This is a genomic window from Sphingomonas sp. PP-CE-3A-406, from assembly GCF_003688625.1.
In the GTDB taxonomy this organism is placed as follows: Bacteria; Pseudomonadota; Alphaproteobacteria; order Sphingomonadales; family Sphingomonadaceae; genus Sphingomonas.
In genome coordinates this window covers 475,736-496,861 of the sequence record NZ_RCWY01000003.1, presented here as the reverse complement: position 1 = coordinate 496,861, position 21,126 = coordinate 475,736, and the positions used below count along the sequence as shown (strand labels likewise).

Genomic DNA, 21,126 nt, shown 5'->3' with positions numbered 1-21,126 from the left:
GCAAATAAGTCAGCTAGACTGCCATATTAACGTAGACTTGAAGCTCGATTTCGTGAGAGCCATTCTCAACTAAGCTTATTGAGTCCGATTCGGTCTTACTTGCTAAGCAGCCAGATCAGCGCAGCCGACCCGGCAACGACGCGGTACAACGCGAACGGCACGAACCCGTGCTTGGTAACGATCCCGACGAACCACTTCACCACCAGCAAGGCGACGACGAACGACACCGCCGCGCCGATCGCGATCGCGCCCAGCCCGACGCCCCCACCGCTCGCGATCGCGTCGCGATTCTTGAGCAGTTCGAGTGCGCTCGCGCCCAGCATCGTCGGAATCGCGAGGAAGAAGCTGAACTCCGCGGCGGTGCGTCGGTCGACGCCCAATGCCAGCGCGCCGAGGATCGTCGCGCCCGACCGGCTGACGCCCGGCACCATCGCCAGGCACTGAAGGAAGCCGATGCCGATCACGGTCTTCAGCGGAATGTCCGCGACGCCGCTGATGTCGCTGCGCGGTGCGAACCGCTCGACTGCAAGGATCGCGAAGCCGCCGACGATCAGCGCAATCGCGACGACCTCAGCGTTACCGAGCAGCGCCTCGATATATTTGTGCAGCGCCAAGCCGATCACCGCCGCCGGGATGAACGCGACGATCAGGTTGCGCAGGAACAGCCACGATTTCGGCTCGCGGCGGACCAGCCCCATGCCGACCGCCCAGAACGTGCGCCAGTACAGCACCACGATCGCGAGGATCGCACCGAGCTGGATCACGACGTTGAACACCTCCCAGCGCCCCGCGTCATAGCCGAGCAGCCGCGTTGCGAGGATCAGATGCCCGGTCGACGACACGGGCAGGAATTCGGTGATCCCCTCGACGATGCCGAGGAGGATGACGGTGAGAAGATCGGTCAAGCGAGGCTCCGGCGCGGTAGGTCAGGGTCGGTACGTCAGCACGCCTTTAGCGCGTAAATGTCAGGCCGTCCTCGTATCCGCACGCGTTTCGGCGCGACGACCGAACCGCCCGGCCTTGCGAAAGCGCACCAGCCAGCCCGGCGCAACGGTCGACAGCGGCGTCGCCTCGATCCCGAAGGCCGCTAGCCCATCAATGCCGGTGACGATATTGTCGCTCTGCAACATGGTCCACTGATCCTTGGTGATCGGCGCGCCCGGCAGGAAGCCTGCTTTGGCGATCAGCGAACCGGCGAAATCGGGAAGCTCGACGATCGAAGGGTTACGGCCGATCGTGCTGGCTATCCAGCGGATCAGATTGCCCATCGTGATGATGTCGGGGCCGCCCAGCTCGAGCGTCCGGCCGCCAAACGTCTCGGGGTCCGACGCTGCGGCGACCACCGCATCGGCAACGTTGCCGACGAACACCGGCTGGAACTTCGCCCCGGCGCGCAGCACGGGCACGACCGGCGCCTTGGCGATCATGCCCGCAAAGCGGTTCACGAACTGGTCTTCCTGGCCGAACACGATCGATGGTCGCAGGATCGTCGCGTTCGGGAACGCCTCGAGCACCGCTGCCTCGCCCTGCCCCTTCGACTTGCCGTATGCCGACGCGGACTCAGGATCTGCGCCGATCGCCGACACATGCACGAGCGCACCGACGCCGGCCTTCGCCGCAGCCTGCGCCACCGTCTGCGCGCCGAGCGCTTGGACGCGTTGAAAATCGCCCGCGAGAACGCCGACCAGGTTCACCACCACGTCCGAGCCACGCACCGCATGCGCGATCGTCTCGGGCTTGGTAACGTCGGCACCGACGAACTGCGTCTGGCCGAGCCCGCCAAGCGGTTTCAGGAAGAACGCCTGCCGCGGATCGCGCTGTGCGATGCGGACGCGTGCGCCCGTCGCCAGCAGCGCCTGTGCGACATAGCGGCCGACGAAACCGCCGCCCCCGATCAGCGTCACCAGTTTGTCGTTCATCGCGCGTCCGTCCACTTTGTTTTGCCTGCCAATCACGAATAACCCCTTGCCCCAGCAAGAGGCGTGTTGACAAGCATCGCGACCCTCCCCTAGAGGCGCCCTCCTACCCCGTGCCCGGATGGCGGAATTGGTAGACGCACCAGCTTCAGGTGCTGGCGATCGCAAGGTCGTGGAGGTTCGAGTCCTCTTCCGGGCACCACACTACAGAAGCGCGTTAGGGCGAGGCGGATTTCAGGATCCGCTCGCGTAGCGCTTGACTTGTAGGATAATGTTGCTCAGATGTTCTCACCGCAATGACAGGCGGGGGATGGCAATGGTCCAGACATCTGGCAGCAGTGAGCGGAACGCGTTTTCACGGTGGCTGCGAACGGGTAAGGTGCCATCGGCGCTGGGTCCTGACGGTCTCGAACTCAAATTCAATCCATGGCATGATCCGGCGGACGGCCGGTTTACCTTCGCAGGCGCGGGACGCCGTGAGGGATCGAGCGAGGCCGATACCACTAGCGCCAGGAACGATCGCGCTCCAAGCGTCGGGAATCGTGATACGTCGCGGACCTCGACACCGCCGAAAGCGGAAGTGCCGCGCGCCCGACCGCTCGCGGGCGACGACCGAAAGTCGGTAGAGCGCAGGTCGGCCAAGGCGCAATCCACGCGCATTCCGGGACTGCGGCCCGATGATCAGCCGAACCCCGTCGCCGAATTCGTCGGTGGCGTCGGCCAGGGACTGTACGACGTCGGGGAAGAAACGGTGGCGGGGGTCCGTGCTGCGCTGACGACAAATCCGGTCACCACCGTTCGCGACGCCGGCCGCGGGATAGCGAGCATGATCGACACTGCGATCGCTGCCGAGGATACGCCCGCGCGCGTACAGATTCCGCGTGCAGCAGCGGCCGTCTCCAAAGCCTCGGCGAGGGATATCGGTCGAGCCACGGGATCGGTCGCAGGGAATGTTGCGCTGGCAGTCGCGCCTGGGGCGGCGCTCTCCAAGGTCTCCGCGTTTCGCAGCCTACGCATGGCGAGCCCACGCACGACCTATGATCCGCCGCAGATCGGCTGGGTGAAGGAAAATCTGGGTCGCGACAGTCCGGCGAAGCGATACAATGATTCGGCAACGGGGTCGCGGCCCGGCCAAGCGCCGACGTTAATACGCACCATGGCCGACGGCTCGAAGAGGCCGGTGAAGTTCGACGGCGTTCAAGGCGATTTCGTAATCGACAGGAAATCGAAAGTCGTTGATGCGCCACATGCTCGCGCTCAGCTCTTGCGACAATCCCAGGTATTGGATCAACACCGTCTCTTCGGAACATGGGAGGTCCCTACACCTGCCCAAAGGGCCAAAACCCTGAAGTTGTTCAAGAAGATGAACGTCACCAACATCAAGGTCAGGGTGGTAAAGCCATGATAGCCATACAAGTCGCGCGTATCATTGCGCATTTTATGGTTTTCCTCAATCTCACCGACGAGGATTTGCTCGATGTCGATGCCTCGGTCGATGCAATGCAGGATTTGGCAGACGGCCTCGAGTCTTTGGACAAGCCATTTCTTCGCGAGCTGGTCGACGCTTTTCCGGTGATCGCTCTGGAATTTAGCGGCGAAGCGCAGGAATTGGTGCGTGATATCGCACATAGCTTCTATCTCGAAGAGGAACTGGCCGCCGACGATCCGGTGAGACTGGCGGAGTTGGAGGCGTTACGCGACGCGAGGGATTGAGTGCTGGGAATGCCAGCGCACGTATCGATCAGCGAATCCCACGCCACGTAATCAGCGTCCTTAGAGCGCCCATCGAGCGCGGACCCAAACACCTGCTCCAGACCGGAGCCTGCACAGCGCCGACCTGTATTCGCGGCCAGTCGTGGCGTTTGCGCGTCGTCATTCTATCGACATGTGAGGTCGGTATCCGGCACGGTTCGAGCGTCTCATGCGTTCGCGATCGGAGAGCGATGTGCTGCCACCCTTACGAACAATGACCATCGCAACCAGCGGTGATGTGTCCGCCCGGCTCGACCGGCTGCCGGCCACGCGGACGGTATGGACGATCGTCGCGCTGCTCGGCCTGGCGTTCTTCTTCGAACTCTACGACATGCTGCTGTCGGGCTATATCGCACCCGGCCTGGTGAGCAGCGGCCTCTTTACCACGACGACCGCGGGTCTTTTCGGCACCCAGGGTATCGCGTCGTTCATCGCGGCGCTGTTCGCCGGACTGACGGTCGGTACGATGATCGCGGGCGCGTTCAACGATCGCTTCGGGCGACGTGCGGTCTTCACCTGGGCGTTGCTGGGCTATTCGGCCGCATCGGTGGCGATGGCGTTCCAGTCGAGCGCGATGGCGATCAACGCGCTGCGGTTTTGCGCAGGGGTCGGGCTCGGCGTCGAGATGATCACGATCGACACCTTCATCTGCGAGCTCGTCCCCGGGCATGTCCGGGGGCGGGCGATCGCGCTCAGCCAGACGATCGGCTTCGTCGCAGTCCCGGTCGTCGCGCTGCTGTCCTGGATACTCGTCCCGCTGACGCCGCTCGGACTGGAGGGCTGGCGCTGGGTCGTGCTGATCGGCGCGAGCAGCGCGGTCGCGGTGTGGTATATCCGCCGGCGCCTGCCCGAGAGCCCGCGCTGGCTGGTGCAGCAGGGGCGGCTGGTCGAAGCCGAGGCGATCGTCGCCGCGCTCGAACGGCGCATCGAGCTGGAGAGCGGCGCATCGCTTCCTGCCCCCTCCGCCGAGCGCCCGGTGGTGCGGGACGGACAGTTCGGCGAGATGTTTCGTGCGCCCTATCGCCGCCGGACGATCATGATGATCGTCTTCAACGTCTTCCAGACGATCGGCTATTTCGGGTTCACCAACTGGGTTCCGACCTTGCTGATCGAGCACGGCATCCCGGTCACCAAGAGCATGGCGTATACCGCGATCATCGCGCTCGCCGCCCCGGTCGGGCCGATGCTCGGCCTCGCGATCGGCGATCGGTTCGAACGCAAGTGGATCATCGTTGCCGGCGCGGCGACGGTCGTGTCGGCGGGCGGGCTGTTCGCCGCCTCCGCCAGCCCGGTACTGCTGATCCTGCTCGGTATTGTGCTGACTGTGGCCGGCAACACGATCTCGTTCGCGTATCACGCCTACCAGGCCGAGATCTTTCCGACGCGGATCCGCGCCAAGGCGATCGGCTTCGTCTATGCGTTCAGCCGGATCTCGGCGATGCTCAACGCGTTTCTGATCGCCTTCGTCCTGCGACAGGGCGGCGTCGCGGGCGTGTTCGGCTTCATCGCCGCCGCGTACATCGTCGTGATCGGGGCGATCGGCGTGTTCGGACCCGCCACGGCCAATCGCGCCCTGGAAGACATCGCTGCCTGAAGACGTCTCGCTTCTCGCCGAGCCGATCGGACGCGCCGACGTACCCGGCGCATCGTATTTTTCGTGGAGGATTGCATGATCGCCCCCGTATTCGCCCCAGTGTTTGCCCCGACGCTCGCGTCGGTTGTTTCGACCGCCGGGAGTCCGTCAGAACAACCCCGCTCACACATCTGGCCGGGGGACATCATCGGCCGGGCGGAAAGTCTCGCCGCGCTCCAGTCGCTCGAGATCCTGCTGCTCACCCGCGACAGTGCGACGCTGGTGCTCGACGACTGGTGCGCCGACCATCACCTTGCCGCGCCGGGCAGCAAGATCGTCGCCGACCGCAATCCGACGATCACGAAGACGCCGACCGCCGAGCAACGCCGCCGCCTGGGCGTCAGCGACGACGAGCCGATCCGCTATCGACGGGTGCGGCTGCGGTGCGGGTCGCATGTCCTGTCGGAGGCGGACAACTGGTACGTCCCGTCGCGACTGACCCCGCAGATGAATGCCGCACTCGACGGCAGCGACACGCCGTTCGGTCGCGTGGTGCAGCCGCTCCATTTCCGTCGCCAAACCGTGTCGGCGCGGCTGCTGTGGTCGCCGCTGCCGGCCGGCTGGGATGCCGACGCGCCGATCCCGCGCGGGGCGCCGGCGTTGGACATTCCCCCGCATGTCATCGAGAACCGCGCCCTACTGGTCACCGCCGCCGGAACCCCGATCAGCGAAGTGGTCGAAACCTACACGCGCGAGGTGCTCGCGTTCGCGCCGCCCGCCCGCCAGGACTGAACACGGAGACAGGCGGACCTGAACGTGGGTGCGGGCGATCAACCCGCCGGCGCGCCCTGGATGCGCGCTCTGGCGGACATGAACGGTCCGACCGGCCGTCGCTCGGGCGCGAACCGCTGCAGCCCGACCGGATCGGGCATCGCGACGTACAGCGCCTCGACGCCGCCCCTGGCGTGATAGGTCTCGTGCCAGAAGCCCGCCCCCGCGGACAGCTCGCGGACGCGGCGCCACCAGTCGGCATGCGGCTCGCTGCGCGTGAACCGCTCGAGTGCTTCGAGATCGCGCCAATATTGCCGGAAGCCGAAATGCGTCAGGCTGAACATCATGCCTTCGTGCGCCAGCAGGCCCTCGGGCTCGTGGCGGGCGATCTCGGCGAGCCCAACCCCGATCCGGTGCATCGCGAGCACCCCGCGCCACCCCTTCATGCGAAAGCCGAGCATGATCATCACGAGATCGGGATAGGCGGACAGGTCGACCGACCGGCGATCGATAGGAGGTTGCATCGTCGAGTCCTTTTCTGCTTACATCGTAAACCTAGACGTTTGGTGTACGATGTAAACATGGCTGATGAAAATACGCTCGATCTACGCGCGCGCCTGATCGCCGCTGCGTTGGCGGCGCTGGAGCGCGGCGAGGACGTCGGCCTGCGCGCAGTCGCGCGCGCCGCCGGCGTGTCGGCGATGGCGCCGTACCGTCATTTCCGCGACAAGGCCGCCCTGCTGGGCGCCGTGGCGATGGCGGGTTTCGACGATCTGCGAACCGCGCTGCTGACAGCCGACGCCCAGCCGGATGCGCGGGCCGCGCTGATCGCGCAGGGCGAGGCGTATATCGCCTTTGCCCGCCAGCGCCCGGCGCTGTTCCGGTTGATGTTCGCGGGTCACGACGATGGTCCGCCGCCGGTCGAGGACAACGCCTATGGGGTGATGGTCCGGCGGGTGCACGACCTCGCGCCCGCCGATCCGGAGGTGGCGACGCTCGCCTGTTGGGCGGCCGTCCACGGCATGGCCACGCTGGTGCTCGACGGCGGCCTGCCCGCCGGCGGCTCGCCCCACGAGCGCGCGGCACTTACCCTAGTCGTGACCGGCCTCGCTGGGTCAAAAGTCGACAGCGATGGACTCGATTCCGGATAACTGTTTCCTACCCGTGCGTTACGGATAGGCAAATCGGCGCAACGCGACGGCCGGCCTTCGTGCGCAACGCCAGCCTGATCTGAAGCAATCAAAATGGACTTATCTCGTCGTGCGACGACTTCCCATTTAGACTATCCTAGATTAAACGGCCCAATTACGTCCCATGTGGTTGAATACGTTGTCGAAGCTCGTTACGGGAGCAATAGACAATGGAGTGTAGCATGGCCGAAGATACCACCGACCTGAATGCTGTAGAGCTCGCGACCGAACTGACGATCGCGTGGCTGGGCAACCCGAACACGCGCAGCTCGGCCGAAGACGTTCCGGCATTTCTGGGAAAGATGCACGAGACCGTCTCTATGCTGCTTGGTGGTACGACCGATACGACTCCGGTCGAAACCGCGACCGAATACACGCCGGCAGTAACCGCGCGCAAATCGCTCGCGTCGAAGGATCACATCATCTCGATGATCGACGGCAAGTCTTACAAGACGCTGCGTCGCCATCTCGCCACCCACGGCATGACGCCCGCCGAATATCGCGAGCGCTACGGCCTGAAGCCCGACTATCCGATGGTCGCCGAGAACTATTCGGAGAGCCGCCGCGCGATGGCGAAGAAGATCGGTCTGGGTCGCAAGCCCGGCGCCCGCAAGCCCGAAGCCGCGCCGGCCGCCCCGCGCAAGCGCAAATCGGACACCGCTGGCGCCGAGTAATCGCCACGATCATCGGCGCTGTCATGCAGCCTCGACCAATATGAAAAAGGCCCGGCATCACGCGATGCCGGGCCTTTTTCATGTTACTCAGTGCCCGTCCGCGATTACTTGCCGAACACGCCGCGCCGGTAGAGCAACGTGATCGCAACGCGGCGGTTGCGCGGATCGCTCGGATCCTTGACGATCAGCGGTTCGCGGTCGGCAACGCCTTCGATCCGCTCGAACCGCGCCTCGGGCGTGCCGCCGATCAGCAGCCGGCGACGCGTCGCCTCGGCGCGGCCCGACGAGAGCATCCAGTTGTTCATCGCGCGCGGGTCGCCATACGGCACACTGTCGGTATGGCCGCGGATCATGATCGGGTTCTTCATCCCCTCGATCGTTTTCGCGATCATCCCGATCAGGTCGCCCGCCTGCGGATCGAGCGCGGTCGTGCCGAGCGCGAACATCGAATAATCCGCATCGTCGACCAGATCGATCCGCATGCCGTCCTGCGTCGGGACGAAGCGGACATGGCTCGCGAGCCGCGACAGCTTGGGCGAGGCGGCGATCTGGCTCAGCACCCGCTTGCGCATCGCTTCGAAGTTCTTCCGATCTTCGTTGGCGAGCGCCTGGCGGTTCTTGATCGTGCCCTGCTCGCCGGTGCCGGTCGAGGCGCCGCCCTTCCCCGCATCGGGTACCGCGATCTGCGGCATGCTGGTCTGGCCCGCCTTGGGTCCGATCTTGTTCTTGTCGAGGATCGATTCACCGCCGAACAGCGCGCCGCCGCCGATCCCGAGCGAGCGCGTATCGAGCAGCGTCGGCGCGAAGTAATCCGCGATCCCCTTGCGCTGCTTCTCGGTGGTCGCGCCAAGAATCCACAGCAGCAGGAAGAACGCCATCATCGCGGTCACGAAATCGGCATAGGCGACCTTCCAGGCGCCACCGTGATGCCCGCCATGACCTTCGATATAGATCTTCTTGACGATGATTTTCGGCGGCTGGATGTTGCCGTGAGGGGCGCGGGCCATGTGTCTGTCGCCGCTCTACTTGCCGCGAAGCCCGTCGAAGACTTCGGCGAAGCCCGGCTGGTTCTTGTGCGCGATCCCCGAGCGTGCGGCCTCGATCACCAGCGGCTGCGGATGACCATGGAGCGAGGCGATGATGATCTGCTTGACCACGCCGTAGATCGCCGCGTCGGCATCGAGCACCTGGCGCAACCGGTTGGCGAGCGGCGCGACCATGCCGTATGCCAGCAGCACGCCCATGAACGTGCCGACCAGCGCCGAGCCGATCATCGAGCCGAGGATCGACGGCGGCTTGTCGATCGACCCCATCGTCTTGACCACGCCGAGCACCGCCGCGACGATGCCGAGCGCGGGCAACGCGTCGGCAAGGCTGGTCAGCGTCCCATGCGCGCTCTCCTCCTCGTGGTGATGCGTCTTGATCGACTGGTCCATCACCTCCTCGACCGCGTGCACGTCGAGCGTGCCCGACGACACGACGACGAGGCGCAGCGTATCGGCGATCAGGTTGACGAGCGCGTGGTTCTTCAGGAGCTTGGGATATTCGGCGAACACCGCCGACGACTGCGGATCCTCCACATGCGGCTCGAGCGCGATCGGGCCGTCCATCCGCAGCATCTTCATCAGCTTGCTGACGAGGAAGATGACGTCGAGATAATCCTGCTTCTTGTATTTCGGGCCCTTGAAGACCTTGCCCAGCCCGGCGCCGAGCGCTTTGAGTTCCTTGCCGGAATTGCCGATGATCAGCGCGCCGGCGGCGGCGCCGCCGATAATCAGCATCTCATGCGGGATCGCCTCCAGGACGGGGCCGAGCGCGCCGCCCGTAAAGGCGAATCCGCCAAACACCATAACGAGCAGGACGACGATGCCGATTACCGGAAACATGGTGCTGGAAATTCCCTCTGGGCCGACGATGGCAAGTGCGTAGCCAGGGAATTAACCGGATTTCGTAGCCATCCGGTTACCGAACGCAGCCGTCAGCGAAGATAATCGAACAATGACAACGCCGACAGCTTCGTAAAGCTCGCCTGTGTCGCCGACAGGATCGTCATCGTTTTTTGCAGCTCGATGAACGTGGTCGTGGCATCGGTGTCCTCGAGTCCGGAGCGGGTCTCCTCGCGGTCCGCGGCGACATCGGTCAGCCGCGAACTCTCCAGATCGACTCGCGCCGCGCGTGCGCCGAGCGAGGCCTGCACGGTCGACACCTGATCGGAGGCCGCGCTGATATCGGCCAGCGACGTATCAAGCGAACTCGTCTTGAAATCGTCCGATTGCAGCGCGGTCGCGATCGCCGACAGCATCGCCAGCGTGTTGGTGCCCCCGCCGACGCTGCCATCCGCGTTGGCCTTTCCGCCGACGGTGAAGATCCGTGCGGCGGTCTCGTTGGCCTGCACGCTCTGGCCGTCGCCGATCGGGATTCCGGTGACCGGCTTCGACGCCAGCGCGTAGCTGCCATCGGTCGCGACCGCCGCCGCCCCGTCCGACCCGCCGAACAGCGGCTGTCCGCGCGCGTCCTTCGCGTTGGCGATATTCGTCAGCGAGGCGACGATCCCGGCGATCTGCTCGCCGATCGCCTTGCGGTCCAGCGCACTCAGCGTCCCGTTCTTCGCCTGCGTCACCAGCACCGTCGCGTTCTGCAACTGATCGGACATCGCGCTGAGACTGGTATCGCCCTGCTTCAACACCGATTCGGCGGTGCCGAGATTGGCGGCATAGGCCTTGTCGTTGGCGGTATCGCGCGCGAGCCCGGCCAGCCGCTGATACGCGACGCTGTCCTGCGACGGCGCGGTGAACCGCTTGCCGGTCGAGATCTGCGCATTGAGTGCATCCGCCTTGCTGGACAGCGACGTCATAGCCGCCGACGACCGGTCGTAGAAAAGGCTCGTCGGGATCTGCATGGGCGTTACCGAATCTCGAGGATGGACTGGAAGGTGTCGCGCGCGGTCTGGATCACCCGGCTCGACGCCTGATAGGCCTGCTGGAAGCGCAGCAGATCGACCGCTTCGCTATCGAGATCGACCCCCGACGCCGACGCGAGCGCGCTGACCGCGCCGTCGCGGATCGCGCTCTGCGCATCGGCCACGGTCGTGCGCTGCTGGAGTGCGGCGGCATTGCCGGCGATCAGGTTGACCGTGCGCGTCTCGAACCCGCCGCTCGACCGGACCGTCTGCAACGCGGCCAGGTTCGACGCATCGCGCATGCTGCCGTTCGCACCCGCGGCGGCGATCCCGCGCGGGTCGGTCAGTGCCACCGAGATGTCGGTCGGCGTATCGCCGGTCACGAACAGCGCGGCACCGGCCTTGCCATCGAGATCGCGGCCCTGTGCCTGGACCGCATTGACCTGCGCGGTGAAATCCTTGGCGATCGCGTTCAGCCCGTCGCGGGCCGCGACGAGCCGCTGCGCTCCGTCGGCGAACCCAGCGAGCGCGCCGCCCGACGGCGACAGCGTCGAGGTGGCGCCGCCTTGCGTGACCGTGAACTGCACCGCGCCTTCGTCGTTGCGGGCGTACGCCGCCTGGCCACTGTCGGAACCGACGACGAACGCCGGTCCGGCCGCACCGCCGAGCCGCACCGTCGCGCGGCCGAGACCGTCGAACGACGTGCTCACGTCGGTCAGCGTGCTCATCTGGTCGAGCACCTGGTCGCGCTGGTCGGCGAGCTGCGCCGCGCTCGACGAACCCGGCTGCGACCGCGCGATACCGTCATTGATCTTGGCGAGCGCGGTGCCGAGCGAATTGAGCGAATCGACCGCCTGCGAGGTGGTCGCATCGAGTTCGGCGGTCGCGGTATCGAGCGCCTTGCCGGTGGTCGCGAAGGCGGCGGCGGCACTGCCGGCCGATTCGAGCATCGCCGCACGGGCCGGAATCGAGGTGGGATCGGCCGACAGCGTCTGCGCCGCGCCGAAGAAGCTGGTGAGCCGGTCGCCGAGCTTGTTGTCGCCCAGCGACGTCTCGATCCGGCTCATCCAGGCAATGCTGGTTTCGGTCTTGGCGAGATCGGTGCCGGCACTGCGCACCGCCTGCGAGCGATAGGCATTGGCGCTGCGACCGATGCCGACGACGACCACCCCGCTGCCGTTCGACGACGTCCGCGCGGCGATCCCGCCACCGATCGACGCCACTTCGCCAAGCGTCGTCGTCCGCCGGGTATAGCCCGCGGTGCCGGTGTTCGCGATGTTCTCGGATACCGTGGACAACGCGGTCTGGTACGCGCGGACGCCCGACGCGCCGATCGAAAGGAGATCGCTCATGGCGGTGAGTCTGTCGCCGCCGGGTTAATATCCGATTGAGATTTGCTGAGAAAATCGGTCATCGCCTTGCCGATGCCAAGCGGCGTGTGCTCTGCCATCGACTTCGCGATCAGCCCGTCCTGCATGTCGGTGAAGGTATCGATCGCCTTCGAATCGAAGATCGGATCGGCCAGTTTCGCCTGCCGCATGCTCTTCAACATCATGCCGGTGAAGACCGCCTCGAACTTCTGCCCGGCCTTGTCGAGATTGTCCTTCGACTTGAGCCGGCTCGTATCGGTCGAGATCCCGGTGGTCGCGGTCGTCGCGAGCGTGGGTGTGGTGATCGCGCTCACAGGACGATCAACTCGGCCTTGAGTGCGCCGGCTTCCTTCAGCGCCTCGAGGATCGCGACCAGATCGGCCGGCGATGCGCCGATCGCGTTGACCGCCTTGACGATGTCGGCGAGCTTGGGGCCGGGTGCGAGCAGGAACATCGGCCGACGCTCCTCCTCGACCGCGACGCGGCTGTTCGGGGTGATCGCGGTCTGGCCCTGGCTGAACGGGGCGGGCTGGCTGACCTGCGGCTTCTCATCGATCCGCACCGTCATCTTGCCGTGCGTGATCGCCGCCGGGCCGACCCGGACCGCCGAGTTGATCACGACGGTGCCGGTACGCGCGTTGACGATCACCTTGGCCGAGGGTTCGGCAGACACGACGTCGAGATTCTCGATCGTCGACATCAGCGTGGCGCGGACATCCGCGCCGATCGGCGCACGCACCGAGACCGACACCGCGTCGATCGCCTGCGCGCTGCCGAAGCCGAGCTTGGAATTGATCGCACCCGCGACGTTCTGCGCGGTCGTGAAATCGGCGCGCGCGAGGTTGAAGGTGAGCATCGGCGCGCTGTCGAACCCGGTCGCGACCGCACGTTCGACCGTCGCCCCCTCGGGGATGCGACCGGTCGACGGCACGTTGACGACGATCTTCGACCCATCCGCGCCCTCTGCACCGAGCCCGCCGACCGCGAGGTTGCCCTGCGCCATCGCATAGATCTGATTATCCGCACCGAGCAGCGGCGTCATGATCAGGCTGCCACCGCGGAGCGACTTCGCCTTGCCCATCGACGCGACCGTGATGTCGAGGCGCTGGCCGGGCTTGGCGAACGGCGGCAGTTCGGCGGTGATCATCACGACCGCCGCGTTCTTCATCCCCGGGTTCGCGGTCGGCGGCAGCTGCAGGCCGAAGCGCGACGCGACCGCCTTCAGCGACTGCACGGTGTATTCGAGATTGTCGTCACCGGTGCCGGGCAGGCCGACGACGATGCCGTAGCCGGTCAGCTGGTTCGATCGGATCCCCTGGAACCCGCCCAGATCCTTGATCCGGTCGGCCGAGGCCGGGCCTGCGATCAGGAGCGATGCGAAAAGGGCGAGCAGGAAGCGCATGGTCACGGCCTTAGAACGGGCTGACGACGGAGAAGAAGCGGCCGAGCCACCCCTGGCGGCCGGCGCGGGCGACGTCGCCCTTGCCGGTGTACGAGATCTGCGCGTCGGCCACGCGGGTCGACAGCACGCGGTTGTTGGCGTCGACATCGGCGGTGCGGACCAGGCCCTTGATCTTCAGGAACTCGTCGCCGCGGTTGAGCGTCACGCGCTTCTGGCCCTGCACCAGCATCGTGCCGTTGGGATAGACCTGCGCGACCGTCACGCTGACTTCGCCCGACAGCGAGTTCGTCTGGTCGGCGGCACCGGTGCCGTTGAAATTGCGCCCGCCGCTGATCGCCGCATCGCTCTTGTTGAACAGGTTGAGCGCGCCGGTGGTCGGCGGCGTGATGCTCGCGCCGCCATTGCTGTCGAGCTTCGACCCCGACGTCTTCGACGCGGCGGTCCGCTCGACCAGCACGATCGTCAGCGGATCGCCGACTTTCCGCGCGCGCCAGCCTTCGTACAGCGCTGCGTAGCCGTCCTGCGCCTGGAAGATCGAGCCGGTCGCGACGACCGGCACTGGCACCACCGGAAGAGGCCGCGCGACCGAAAAATCCTCGGGCGGCAGCTTCTTGCCGAAGATACCGGCATCGGCCGCGGACGAAGCGAACCCGGCGAGCGCGATCGCGGTCATCACGACGACGGAATGGGAAGCGGTGCGGGTCATGATCAGATGTTCTGGTTGACGTATTTGAGCATGTCGTCGGTCGCCGAGATCATCTTCGAATTCACCTCGTACGCGCGCTGCGTCTCGATCATGTCGACGAGTTCCTCGACGACGTTGACGTTCGATGCCTCGAGCATGCCCTGCTTGATGTTGCCGCGTCCGTCCTGGCCCGCGACGCCGACATTGGCCGCGCCGCTTGCCGCGGTCTCGACCAGGTAATTGTCGCCGGTCGCCTGAAGGCCGGCGCCGTTCGGAAAGTTCGCCACCTGGATCTGGCCGAGCTGCGTCGCTTCGGTCTGGCCGGGGACGGTCGCCGACACGGTGCCGTCCGACCCGATCGTGATCGCGGTCGTGCCCTGCGGCACGGTGATGCCGGGCTGCACCTGATAGCCCTCGCTGGTGACCAGCAAGCCTTCGGCCGAGCGCGAGAAATTGCCCGAGCGCGTATAGCCGAGCGTCCCGCCGGGCATCTGCACCTGGAAATACCCGTCGCCGTCGAGCGCGAGATCGAGGCTGTTGCCGGTCGTCTGCATCGCGCCCTGCGTATCGACGCGCGCGGTGCCCTGGATCTTGACGCCGGTGCCGAGATTGAGCCCGGTCGCGTATTTGGTCTCGGACGTGCTCTGGGCGCCCGGCGTCGTCACGACCTGGTAGGCGAGCGTCTCGAACGCGGCGCGGTCTTTCTTGAAGCCCGTCGTGTTCACGTTGGCGAGATTGTTCGAGATGACGCGCATGCGCATATCCTGGGCGTCGAGCCCGGTACGCGCGATATGCATGGCTGCGGATGACATTCGTCGGTTCCTTCTAGCTCGGCAGGCGCATCACGGATGCGCCGCTTTCATCCATGTCCTTGGCGGACTTCAACATATTGGCCTGGACTTCGTAACTGCGCTGGTTCTCGATCATGTCGACCAGCGCCTGCGTCATGTTGACGTTCGATCCCTCGATCGCCCCGCCCTGCACCTTCGCATCGAGATCCTCGGGCAGCGTCCCCCCGCCCTTGACGCGCAGCAGGTTGTCGAGGCCCTTGACCGTCTCCGACCCCTTGGTGTCGGCGAGCTTGAGCTTGTCGATGACCTGCGGGTTCTTCGCGTCGCCACCCTGCGGCACGATCGAGATCGTCCCGTCGCCAGCGATCGACAACGACTGGTAGGGCGGCAGGGTGATCGGCCCCCCCGAGCCGATCACCGGATGCCCGTCGCCGGTCTGCAGCACGCCCGATGGCGCGACCTCCAGATCGCCGCGGCGAGTGTACGCCTCGGAGCCGTCCGACGCCTGCACCGCCAGCCACGCGGTGGTGCCGGTGATCGCGACGTCGAGCGGCCGCCCGGTCTGCTGGATCGCCCCCGGCGACCGGTCCGCGTCGGTGACCTCCTCGGAGGTCGGCGCGCGCGCTTCCAGCGTGGTGCCGTCGCCCTTCAGGTTCATCCGGTCGAACACCACGCGATCGGCGCGGAACCCGGTCGTCGACGCGTTCGCCATGTTGTTGGCGATCGCCGCCTGCGCCGCCATGTGCGCACGCAGGCCCGACGCCGCGGTGTAGACCAGCTTGTCCATTCAGGGTCCCCTGCGCGCTTTTTCGGTCAGCTGCGGATGTTGAAGATGGTCTGCGAAATCTGGCTGGCGGTATCCAGGGCCTTCGAATTCGCCTGGAAATTGCGCTGTGCCGCGATCAAATTGACCAGCTCCTCGGTGATGTCGACGTTCGACCGCTCGATCGTCCCCGACATCAGGTTACCGAGGCCACGCTGACCGGCAGTGCCGGCGATCGGGCTGCCCGAGACGCCGGTCGATGCCCAGCCGCTGTCGCCGAGCTGGCGCAGACCCGACGGGTTCGAGAAGTTGACGAGCGCCACCTGGCCCAGCGCCTTGACGTCGCCGTTCGAGAAGCTCGCCTTGACGATCCCGGCATCGTCGACGGTCACGCCCTGCAACTGGCCGACCGCAAGGCCGTCCTGCGTCTGCGTGGCGACCTTGAACGACGCCGCGCTCTGCGTGCTCGCGGTCAGGTCGAGGCTGATCGCCTGCGCCGACCCGCTGGCCGGGGTGAACGCGTCGAACGTGGTCTTGGCCGCCGGAGCGGTCAGCTGCCCGGTGCTGCCGAACTGCAATTTCACGCTGTCGCTGCCGCCTGCCGTCATCGGCTTGTCGCCGACGAAGCTGTAGACCGACCAGGTCGACGACAGGTCGGCGGTGCCGCCCTGGGGCGTTGCGATCGGTGCCGTATCGCGGACGTAATAGCTCGTCATCGCCATCGGATTGCCCTGCGAGTCATAGACCGAGGTCGTCGTCGCCTGGTTGTACGACGACACGTCGAGGCGGTTGAACGTCGCATTGGCCGGCTGCGCGGTGTTGGCGTTCAGGTTGACGCCCAGCTTGACGTCCTGCGTCGCCTTCAGCGCGCCGCTGGTCGCGGGCAGCGTCAGGTTCTGCAGCGTGTTCATGCTCGCCTGGATGACGTTGCCAGAACCGTCGACCGGATAGACCTGGAGGAAATTGCCGTTCGCGTCGGTCACGTTGTTGTTGGCGTCGACCAGGAACGAGCCGTTGCGCGTGTAGTTGACCGTCGCCGAGCTCGGATCGGGCTTGACCGCGAAGAAACCGTCGCCCGACACGGCGAGGTCGAGCGCGCTCGCCGACTGGAGCAGATTGCCCTGCCCGAACTGCTGGCGGTTGCCCTTGACCATGACGCCCGAGCCGACCTGCTGCGACGGCGCGACCGACACGCTCGAGGCGATCACGTCGGCGAAATCGGTGCGGCTCTTCTTGAAGCCGTTGGTCGAGACGTTCGCCAGATTGTGCGAGATCGTCGCCATTTCGGCCTGCGAAGCCTGGAGACCGGAAAGCGAGGTATAGAAAGACATGCGGTGAACTCCTTGAAATTAGGGGATGCGATCAGCCGATCTGGCGGATGGCGCTGGCCGGCACTTCGCCGATGCCGGGGAGAGTAAGGACGGCGGAACCGGTGGTGGTCGAGACCGACTGGACCGGCGCCCAGACCAGGTTGGTCGCGCCGACCGCGGCGCCGCCGCTCTGTGCCGCGACGCTGATCGTGAAGGGGCCATTGCCGGCATCGACCCCGGCGGCATTCTTGCCGTCCCAGTCGTAGCCCACCGTGCCCTTGGCCTGCGGCCCGAGCGCCATCGTCTTGAGCGCGGCGCCGCTCGCGTCGCTGATCGTCACGTTGACGCCCGACGCCGCGGCGGCCAGCTCGACCGACCCGGCGATCCCGCCGCCGGTCCGGCCATAGGCGGTCGTGCCGGCGGTCAGCACGGTCTTGCCGACATAGCCCATCGCTTCGCTGGTGCTGGTGACGCCTAGCTTGTCGGCGATCGCCTTCATCGTCGAATTCATCTCGGAGATACCCGAGGTGGTCGAGATCTGCGCCATCTGCGCGACCATCTGGGTGTTGTCGACCGGGTTGAACGGGTCCTGGTTCTGCATCTGCGCGGTCATCAGCTTCAGGAAATCGGACTGGCCGAGGTTCGACGAGCCCGATGGGGTCGCCGTCTTGGCCGCCGCCGTCGAGGTGCGCGCGATACCGAGACTGTTCAGCGTGGAATCGAAAGATGTCGCCATGATCAGCGGCCTAGCTTGAGGGTATCGATGATGAGCGACTTGGCCGTGTTCATCACTTCGACGTTGTTCTGGTAGCTGCGGGCGGTCTCCATCATGTCGACCATCTCGCGGGTTTCATCGACCGACGCCTCGAAGATGTTGCCATCCTTGTCGGCCATCGGATTGTCGGGATCGTAGCGCTTGGTCGGCGCTTCGCCGGCACTGACGACGCGCTCGACGTCGACCGTCGACATTCCGCTCGCCGCGTCGAAGCTGGTGCGGAACACCGGCCGCATCGACTTGTACGCGGTCTCGGCCGATCCGGTCGTGCCGCCGGCGTTGGCGAGGTTGGACGCGGTCGTGTTCATCCGGACGAGCTGCGCGGACATCGCGCGGCCGGCCACCTGGAAGATCGTCATGGGCTGGTTGGACACGTCTTATTCCCCCTTCAGCGCGCGGGTTATCGTGCTGATCCGCCCGTTCAGGAACGACAGCGTCGTCTGATACTGGACGGCGTTCTCGGCGAACGCGGTCTGCTCGTGGCTCAGCTCGACGGTGTTGCCATCGAGCGAGGTCTGCGTCGCGACGCGGTATTTGGTCGCGGCACTCGTGCTCCCGTCGTTCTCGACCGACGCGAGCGCCGCGTTGAAATCGATGTCGCGCGCCTTGAAGCCCGGCGTCGACGCGTTGGCGATGTTCGACGCGAGCACGCCCATGCGCTGCGAGCGCACCTCGAGTGCCGCCCCATGAACTCCGAAAAGCGTGTCGCCTGACACAGACCCGTCTCCTGGCGCAACCGTTGCGCAACCGGACATAAGCAATGCCCGTGCCAGTTTTTGCGGTATGGGTGGAGGATGTGGCTTTGCCGGTCGACGGCAGGCGGGCGGCAAGCAAGCGGCAGGGCGAACGGCAACGGCTTGCCGGTGCGGCAGTGGCGGGCGGCAACGCGGTTGCCGGTTCGCAGCTTACCCAGTTTGTGAAGGGGTTAGAGAATGTTCGGCGGGAACGGCAGCCAAGCAGCCCACCCACCCCCAGCCCCTCCCTTCACGAGGGGGGGGGAGAAGGCTTCGGCGAACATCCCGCTACACCCAATGTTTCCCCGCGAAGGCGGGGACCCAGACTGGACTCCCGCCTTCGCGGGAGAACAACGAGGAGCCACCCCGCTCCCATCCCCACCCCTAGCGGATACGCCAGCCAGTCAGTTTCACCACCCCGGCGAAGGCCGGGGCCCAATTGGCAAGGTCGCAGTAACGAAACGCGCCCTAAGTTAGCGACGTTTCCCAATTGGGCCCCGGCCTTCGCCGGGGTGGTGGCTTAGGGAAGGATTGGGCCCCACCCCCATCAACCCACACCTTACTTCCCCCCTCCCTGATGAAGGGAGGGGCCGGGGGTGGGTAGGCCGCTTGGCAAGCACCGCAGCTCGCAACAAACGCGTCCAGCACCTCCCTTCACAAAGAAGCGCAGCACAACACCCCCCACAAACTGGCCCACACCTTGCAGAGATCGCGCGTATGATCACCCCCGACCTCCTGTTCGATCCCGTCGCGCTCGCCATCGTCGGTGGCGGCACCGCGCTCGCCGTCGTCCTGCGCACGCCCGCCCGCGACCTCGGCCGCGCGCTCGCCGCGGTCACCATCCTGGGTCGCGCCCGGTTCGACGCCGATCCGTTGCTGCAACAGATCACCGCGCTGTCGCGGATCGCCAAGCGCCACGGCGTGATGGCGCTGGATCGCTCGGTTATCACCGACAATGACGTCGCCGCCGGGATTGCCGCGATCGTTGATGGCGGGACGGCCAACAGCGTCGCGACTCTCGTCCAGCATCGTCGTCGCGCACGGATCGAGCGCCACGTCGCCGCCGCCGATGTCTGGGCGGGCGCCGCCGAGGCCGCGCCGGCGATGGGCATGGTCGGCACGCTGATCGGCCTCGCGCAGATGTTCGCGACGATGAACAATCCCGACGCGATCGGCGGCGCGATGGCGGTCGCGCTGCTCGCGACGCTGTATGGTGCGCTGCTCGCCAATCTGGTGTTCATGCCGATCGCCAACCGCCTCCGTGCGCAAGGCCGCACCGAGGCGTTCGAACGCGCACGGATCGAAGCGCCGCTGGTGGCGCTCGCCGAGCGCGAGACGCCGCGCGGCTATGTCGCACCAAGCCCGCTGCCGACCTTGGTCCCGGCGGTCTCGGCGGCATGACCACGAGCGACTATCCCGAGACGCCGCCCGGCAAGCCGCTGTGGCTGATGACGCTCGCCGATCTCGCGCTGCTGCTCGTGGGCTTCCTCGTGCTCGTCCAGGCGAGCCAGCATCTCGGTGCGCGCGATCTGGCGAAGGGCATCCGCAAGGGTTTCGGCGCGACCGTCGCCGAACCGACGCCGATGCCGGTCGCCGCGGCGGGCATGCTCGATTTCGCGCCCGGCTCGGCGATCATGCCAACCAGCCCCGGCGCGCTCGTCGCCTGGGCGCGCGAGGCCGGGCGCGATCCGCGCATGATGCTGACCGTCACCGGCTCGACTGACGGCACCCCCGCCGATGTCGACCCCACCACCGGCAGCGCCGCGATCCTCGCCGCCGACCGCGCCCGCACCGTCGCCGCCGCGCTCTCGGCGGTCGCGCCATCGCGCGTGACGATCGTCACCACGACCAAACCCGGCCGCCGTGCCGCCATCGTCTCGCTCGCCTTCGTCGGCGAGCCGCAGAAGACCGCTCCGATGAGGACCATGCCATGATTCTTCCCCTCCTGCTCGTCGCCGCGAGCTTCCAGGACACCACCACGCTAGACGCCTCGGTCGCGGCATTCACCGGCCGCCCGACCGGCGCCGAGGGTGGCGCGCGCACGCCGGTCGACGCGCGGCTGCGGCTCGCGACCTGCCCGACCGTCTCGCTGTCGTGGCGCTCCGAACAGCATGATGCGGTGGTCGTCTCGTGCGGCGGACCGGCATGGCGGATCTTCGTCCCCGTCATCCGGCCGGCAAGCGCACCCGCAGCCATCGCGGCGTCGTTCGTTTCCGTCGCCAAGGCCCCGCCGGTGATCAAGCGCGGCGATCCGATCGTGATCGAGGCCGGCACCGACGGCTTTTCGATCAGCCGCGAGGGCGTCGCGATGGGCGATGCCGCGCCGGGCGGCCGGTTCATGGTCAAGGTCGACGACACCCGCACGCCGGTCCAGGCGATCGCGGTCGAGGCTGGCCACGCCACGCTGCCCGGCTGGTCGAACTGAGCCCGGTCGACCCGGATTTTCGAACGGTTTAATTTTGCTAAAGCTTTCGAGCGTGCGGTCGTATCTCCTGATGTCAGCGCAAACCAAAGGATGCGG

25 protein-coding genes and 1 tRNA gene are annotated in these 21,126 nt (G+C 66.3%); 10 read left to right on the top strand and 16 right to left on the bottom strand.

Annotation, left to right across the window (positions count from 1 at the left end; all coding sequences use genetic code 11):
* Positions 1-95: 95 nt before the first annotated feature.
* Both C8J44_RS14285 and C8J44_RS14280 read right to left on the bottom strand, forming a co-directional pair.
* On the bottom strand, positions 96-905 hold the full coding sequence (locus tag C8J44_RS14285; RefSeq protein ID WP_121905039.1) for an undecaprenyl-diphosphate phosphatase: 810 nt from the start codon (positions 903-905) through the stop codon (positions 96-98).
* Between the two features lie 60 nt (positions 906-965).
* Complete coding sequence (locus tag C8J44_RS14280; RefSeq protein WP_121905038.1) at positions 966-1,919, bottom strand: complex I NDUFA9 subunit family protein; 954 nt, start codon at positions 1,917-1,919, stop codon at positions 966-968.
* A gap of 112 nt (positions 1,920-2,031) precedes the next feature.
* On the opposite strand from C8J44_RS14280, the gene C8J44_RS14275 reads away from it, so the two are divergent.
* The 5 genes from C8J44_RS14275 (at position 2,032) to C8J44_RS14255 (ending at position 6,033) form a co-directional block, all read left to right on the top strand.
* A tRNA-Leu gene (locus C8J44_RS14275) sits at positions 2,032-2,118 on the top strand.
* Between the two features lie 114 nt (positions 2,119-2,232).
* A complete protein-coding gene (locus tag C8J44_RS14270; protein ID WP_220683120.1) occupies positions 2,233-3,321 on the top strand; it encodes a hypothetical protein in 1,089 nt (362 codons plus the stop codon).
* Complete coding sequence (locus C8J44_RS14265) at positions 3,318-3,629, top strand: hypothetical protein (protein ID WP_121905036.1); 312 nt, start codon at positions 3,318-3,320, stop codon at positions 3,627-3,629. The genes C8J44_RS14270 and C8J44_RS14265 overlap by 4 nt, the downstream gene beginning before the upstream one ends.
* Before the next feature lie 253 nt (positions 3,630-3,882).
* Entirely contained in the window at positions 3,883-5,262 is a 1,380-nt protein-coding gene (locus C8J44_RS14260; protein ID WP_183128795.1) for an MFS transporter, read from the top strand.
* 75 nt (positions 5,263-5,337) lie between these two features.
* Positions 5,338-6,033, top strand: coding sequence for a hypothetical protein (locus C8J44_RS14255; RefSeq protein WP_121905034.1), 696 nt, complete (start codon positions 5,338-5,340; stop codon positions 6,031-6,033).
* A 38-nt stretch (positions 6,034-6,071) separates the two neighbouring features.
* Here C8J44_RS14255 and C8J44_RS14250 read toward each other — a convergent pair whose 3' ends face one another.
* Positions 6,072-6,536: a monooxygenase family protein gene (locus C8J44_RS14250; RefSeq protein ID WP_121905033.1), complete on the bottom strand. Its 465-nt coding sequence runs from the start codon at positions 6,534-6,536 to the stop codon at positions 6,072-6,074.
* Positions 6,537-6,593: 57 nt separating this feature from the next.
* Here C8J44_RS14250 and C8J44_RS14245 point away from each other — a divergent pair, with 57 nt between their 5' ends.
* Both C8J44_RS14245 and C8J44_RS14240 read left to right on the top strand, forming a co-directional pair.
* On the top strand, positions 6,594-7,163 hold the full coding sequence (locus tag C8J44_RS14245) for a TetR/AcrR family transcriptional regulator (RefSeq protein WP_121905032.1): 570 nt from the start codon (positions 6,594-6,596) through the stop codon (positions 7,161-7,163).
* Positions 7,164-7,384: 221 nt separating this feature from the next.
* The gene (locus tag C8J44_RS14240) at positions 7,385-7,876 is read left to right on the top strand and encodes a MucR family transcriptional regulator (RefSeq protein ID WP_121905031.1); all 492 of its coding nucleotides are present in this window, start codon (positions 7,385-7,387) and stop codon (positions 7,874-7,876) included.
* A gap of 104 nt (positions 7,877-7,980) precedes the next feature.
* Here C8J44_RS14240 and C8J44_RS14235 read toward each other — a convergent pair whose 3' ends face one another.
* From C8J44_RS14235 to C8J44_RS14175, 13 genes are all read right to left on the bottom strand, one after another.
* Positions 7,981-8,883 (bottom strand): flagellar motor protein MotB, encoded by a 903-nt coding sequence (locus C8J44_RS14235; protein ID WP_121905030.1) that lies wholly within the window; start codon positions 8,881-8,883, stop codon positions 7,981-7,983.
* A 15-nt stretch (positions 8,884-8,898) separates the two neighbouring features.
* On the bottom strand, positions 8,899-9,762 hold the full coding sequence (motA, locus tag C8J44_RS14230; RefSeq protein WP_056054231.1) for a flagellar motor stator protein MotA: 864 nt from the start codon (positions 9,760-9,762) through the stop codon (positions 8,899-8,901).
* Positions 9,763-9,854: 92 nt separating this feature from the next.
* The gene (locus tag C8J44_RS14225) at positions 9,855-10,775 is read right to left on the bottom strand and encodes a flagellin (RefSeq protein WP_121905029.1); all 921 of its coding nucleotides are present in this window, start codon (positions 10,773-10,775) and stop codon (positions 9,855-9,857) included.
* 5 nt (positions 10,776-10,780) lie between these two features.
* Positions 10,781-12,127 carry a flagellar hook-associated protein FlgK gene (flgK, locus tag C8J44_RS14220; RefSeq protein ID WP_121905028.1) on the bottom strand — a complete coding sequence of 449 codons (1,347 nt, stop codon included), beginning with the start codon at positions 12,125-12,127 and terminating at the stop codon, positions 10,781-10,783.
* Entirely contained in the window at positions 12,124-12,459 is a 336-nt protein-coding gene (locus C8J44_RS14215; RefSeq protein ID WP_235529792.1) for a rod-binding protein, read from the bottom strand. The genes flgK and C8J44_RS14215 overlap by 4 nt, the downstream gene beginning before the upstream one ends.
* On the bottom strand, positions 12,456-13,547 hold the full coding sequence (locus tag C8J44_RS14210; RefSeq protein WP_056054822.1) for a flagellar basal body P-ring protein FlgI: 1,092 nt from the start codon (positions 13,545-13,547) through the stop codon (positions 12,456-12,458). Before C8J44_RS14210 ends, C8J44_RS14215 begins: the two co-directional genes overlap by 4 nt.
* 10 nt (positions 13,548-13,557) lie before the next feature.
* Positions 13,558-14,253, bottom strand: coding sequence for a flagellar basal body L-ring protein FlgH (locus tag C8J44_RS14205; RefSeq protein WP_404969214.1), 696 nt, complete (start codon positions 14,251-14,253; stop codon positions 13,558-13,560).
* A gap of 2 nt (positions 14,254-14,255) precedes the next feature.
* A complete protein-coding gene (gene flgG, locus C8J44_RS14200) occupies positions 14,256-15,044 on the bottom strand; it encodes a flagellar basal-body rod protein FlgG (RefSeq protein ID WP_056054219.1) in 789 nt (262 codons plus the stop codon).
* Positions 15,045-15,057: 13 nt separating this feature from the next.
* On the bottom strand, positions 15,058-15,810 hold the full coding sequence (gene flgF / locus C8J44_RS14195) for a flagellar basal-body rod protein FlgF (RefSeq protein WP_056054217.1): 753 nt from the start codon (positions 15,808-15,810) through the stop codon (positions 15,058-15,060).
* A 26-nt stretch (positions 15,811-15,836) separates the two neighbouring features.
* Positions 15,837-17,117, bottom strand: coding sequence for a flagellar hook protein FlgE (locus C8J44_RS14190; RefSeq protein ID WP_121905027.1), 1,281 nt, complete (start codon positions 17,115-17,117; stop codon positions 15,837-15,839).
* A 31-nt stretch (positions 17,118-17,148) separates the two neighbouring features.
* On the bottom strand, positions 17,149-17,832 hold the full coding sequence (locus tag C8J44_RS14185; protein ID WP_056054212.1) for a flagellar hook assembly protein FlgD: 684 nt from the start codon (positions 17,830-17,832) through the stop codon (positions 17,149-17,151).
* Positions 17,833-17,834: 2 nt separating this feature from the next.
* Entirely contained in the window at positions 17,835-18,230 is a 396-nt protein-coding gene (gene flgC, locus C8J44_RS14180) for a flagellar basal body rod protein FlgC (protein ID WP_056054208.1), read from the bottom strand.
* Positions 18,231-18,248: 18 nt separating this feature from the next.
* Positions 18,249-18,527, bottom strand: coding sequence for a flagellar basal body protein (locus C8J44_RS14175; protein ID WP_060526221.1), 279 nt, complete (start codon positions 18,525-18,527; stop codon positions 18,249-18,251).
* 795 nt (positions 18,528-19,322) lie between these two features.
* Between C8J44_RS14175 and C8J44_RS14170 the strand changes: the two genes are divergently transcribed.
* The 3 genes from C8J44_RS14170 to C8J44_RS14160 are packed head-to-tail and all read left to right on the top strand — an operon-like array spanning position 19,323 to position 21,030.
* Complete coding sequence (locus C8J44_RS14170) at positions 19,323-20,006, top strand: motility protein A (RefSeq protein WP_121905025.1); 684 nt, start codon at positions 19,323-19,325, stop codon at positions 20,004-20,006.
* Complete coding sequence (locus tag C8J44_RS14165; protein WP_259466875.1) at positions 20,003-20,539, top strand: hypothetical protein; 537 nt, start codon at positions 20,003-20,005, stop codon at positions 20,537-20,539. The genes C8J44_RS14170 and C8J44_RS14165 overlap by 4 nt, the downstream gene beginning before the upstream one ends.
* Positions 20,536-21,030 (top strand): flagella basal body P-ring formation protein FlgA, encoded by a 495-nt coding sequence (locus tag C8J44_RS14160; RefSeq protein WP_121905024.1) that lies wholly within the window; start codon positions 20,536-20,538, stop codon positions 21,028-21,030. Before C8J44_RS14165 ends, C8J44_RS14160 begins: the two co-directional genes overlap by 4 nt.
* Positions 21,031-21,126: the final 96 nt, after the last annotated feature.

Coding starts and splice junctions, on each gene's coding strand:
- C8J44_RS14280 (WP_121905038.1), bottom strand. CDS start 1,919: ATGAACGACAAACTGGTGACGCTGATCGGGGGCGGCGGTTTCGTCGGC.
- C8J44_RS14270 (WP_220683120.1), top strand. CDS start 2,233: ATGGTCCAGACATCTGGCAGCAGTGAGCGGAACGCGTTTTCACGGTGG.
- C8J44_RS14265 (WP_121905036.1), top strand. CDS start 3,318: ATGATAGCCATACAAGTCGCGCGTATCATTGCGCATTTTATGGTTTTC.
- C8J44_RS14260 (WP_183128795.1), top strand. CDS start 3,883: ATGACCATCGCAACCAGCGGTGATGTGTCCGCCCGGCTCGACCGGCTG.
- C8J44_RS14255 (WP_121905034.1), top strand. CDS start 5,338: ATGATCGCCCCCGTATTCGCCCCAGTGTTTGCCCCGACGCTCGCGTCG.
- C8J44_RS14250 (WP_121905033.1), bottom strand. CDS start 6,536: ATGCAACCTCCTATCGATCGCCGGTCGGTCGACCTGTCCGCCTATCCC.
- C8J44_RS14245 (WP_121905032.1), top strand. CDS start 6,594: ATGGCTGATGAAAATACGCTCGATCTACGCGCGCGCCTGATCGCCGCT.
- C8J44_RS14240 (WP_121905031.1), top strand. CDS start 7,385: ATGGCCGAAGATACCACCGACCTGAATGCTGTAGAGCTCGCGACCGAA.
- C8J44_RS14235 (WP_121905030.1), bottom strand. CDS start 8,883: ATGGCCCGCGCCCCTCACGGCAACATCCAGCCGCCGAAAATCATCGTC.
- motA (WP_056054231.1), bottom strand. CDS start 9,762: ATGTTTCCGGTAATCGGCATCGTCGTCCTGCTCGTTATGGTGTTTGGC.
- C8J44_RS14225 (WP_121905029.1), bottom strand. CDS start 10,775: ATGCAGATCCCGACGAGCCTTTTCTACGACCGGTCGTCGGCGGCTATG.
- flgK (WP_121905028.1), bottom strand. CDS start 12,127: ATGAGCGATCTCCTTTCGATCGGCGCGTCGGGCGTCCGCGCGTACCAG.
- C8J44_RS14210 (WP_056054822.1), bottom strand. CDS start 13,547: ATGCGCTTCCTGCTCGCCCTTTTCGCATCGCTCCTGATCGCAGGCCCG.
- C8J44_RS14205 (WP_404969214.1), bottom strand. CDS start 14,253: ATGACCCGCACCGCTTCCCATTCCGTCGTCGTGATGACCGCGATCGCG.
- flgG (WP_056054219.1), bottom strand. CDS start 15,044: ATGTCATCCGCAGCCATGCATATCGCGCGTACCGGGCTCGACGCCCAG.
- flgF (WP_056054217.1), bottom strand. CDS start 15,810: ATGGACAAGCTGGTCTACACCGCGGCGTCGGGCCTGCGTGCGCACATG.
- C8J44_RS14190 (WP_121905027.1), bottom strand. CDS start 17,117: ATGTCTTTCTATACCTCGCTTTCCGGTCTCCAGGCTTCGCAGGCCGAA.
- C8J44_RS14185 (WP_056054212.1), bottom strand. CDS start 17,832: ATGGCGACATCTTTCGATTCCACGCTGAACAGTCTCGGTATCGCGCGC.
- flgC (WP_056054208.1), bottom strand. CDS start 18,230: ATGACGATCTTCCAGGTGGCCGGCCGCGCGATGTCCGCGCAGCTCGTC.
- C8J44_RS14175 (WP_060526221.1), bottom strand. CDS start 18,527: ATGGGCGTGCTCGCGTCGAACATCGCCAACGCGTCGACGCCGGGCTTC.
- C8J44_RS14170 (WP_121905025.1), top strand. CDS start 19,323: ATGATCACCCCCGACCTCCTGTTCGATCCCGTCGCGCTCGCCATCGTC.
- C8J44_RS14165 (WP_259466875.1), top strand. CDS start 20,003: ATGACCACGAGCGACTATCCCGAGACGCCGCCCGGCAAGCCGCTGTGG.
- C8J44_RS14160 (WP_121905024.1), top strand. CDS start 20,536: ATGATTCTTCCCCTCCTGCTCGTCGCCGCGAGCTTCCAGGACACCACC.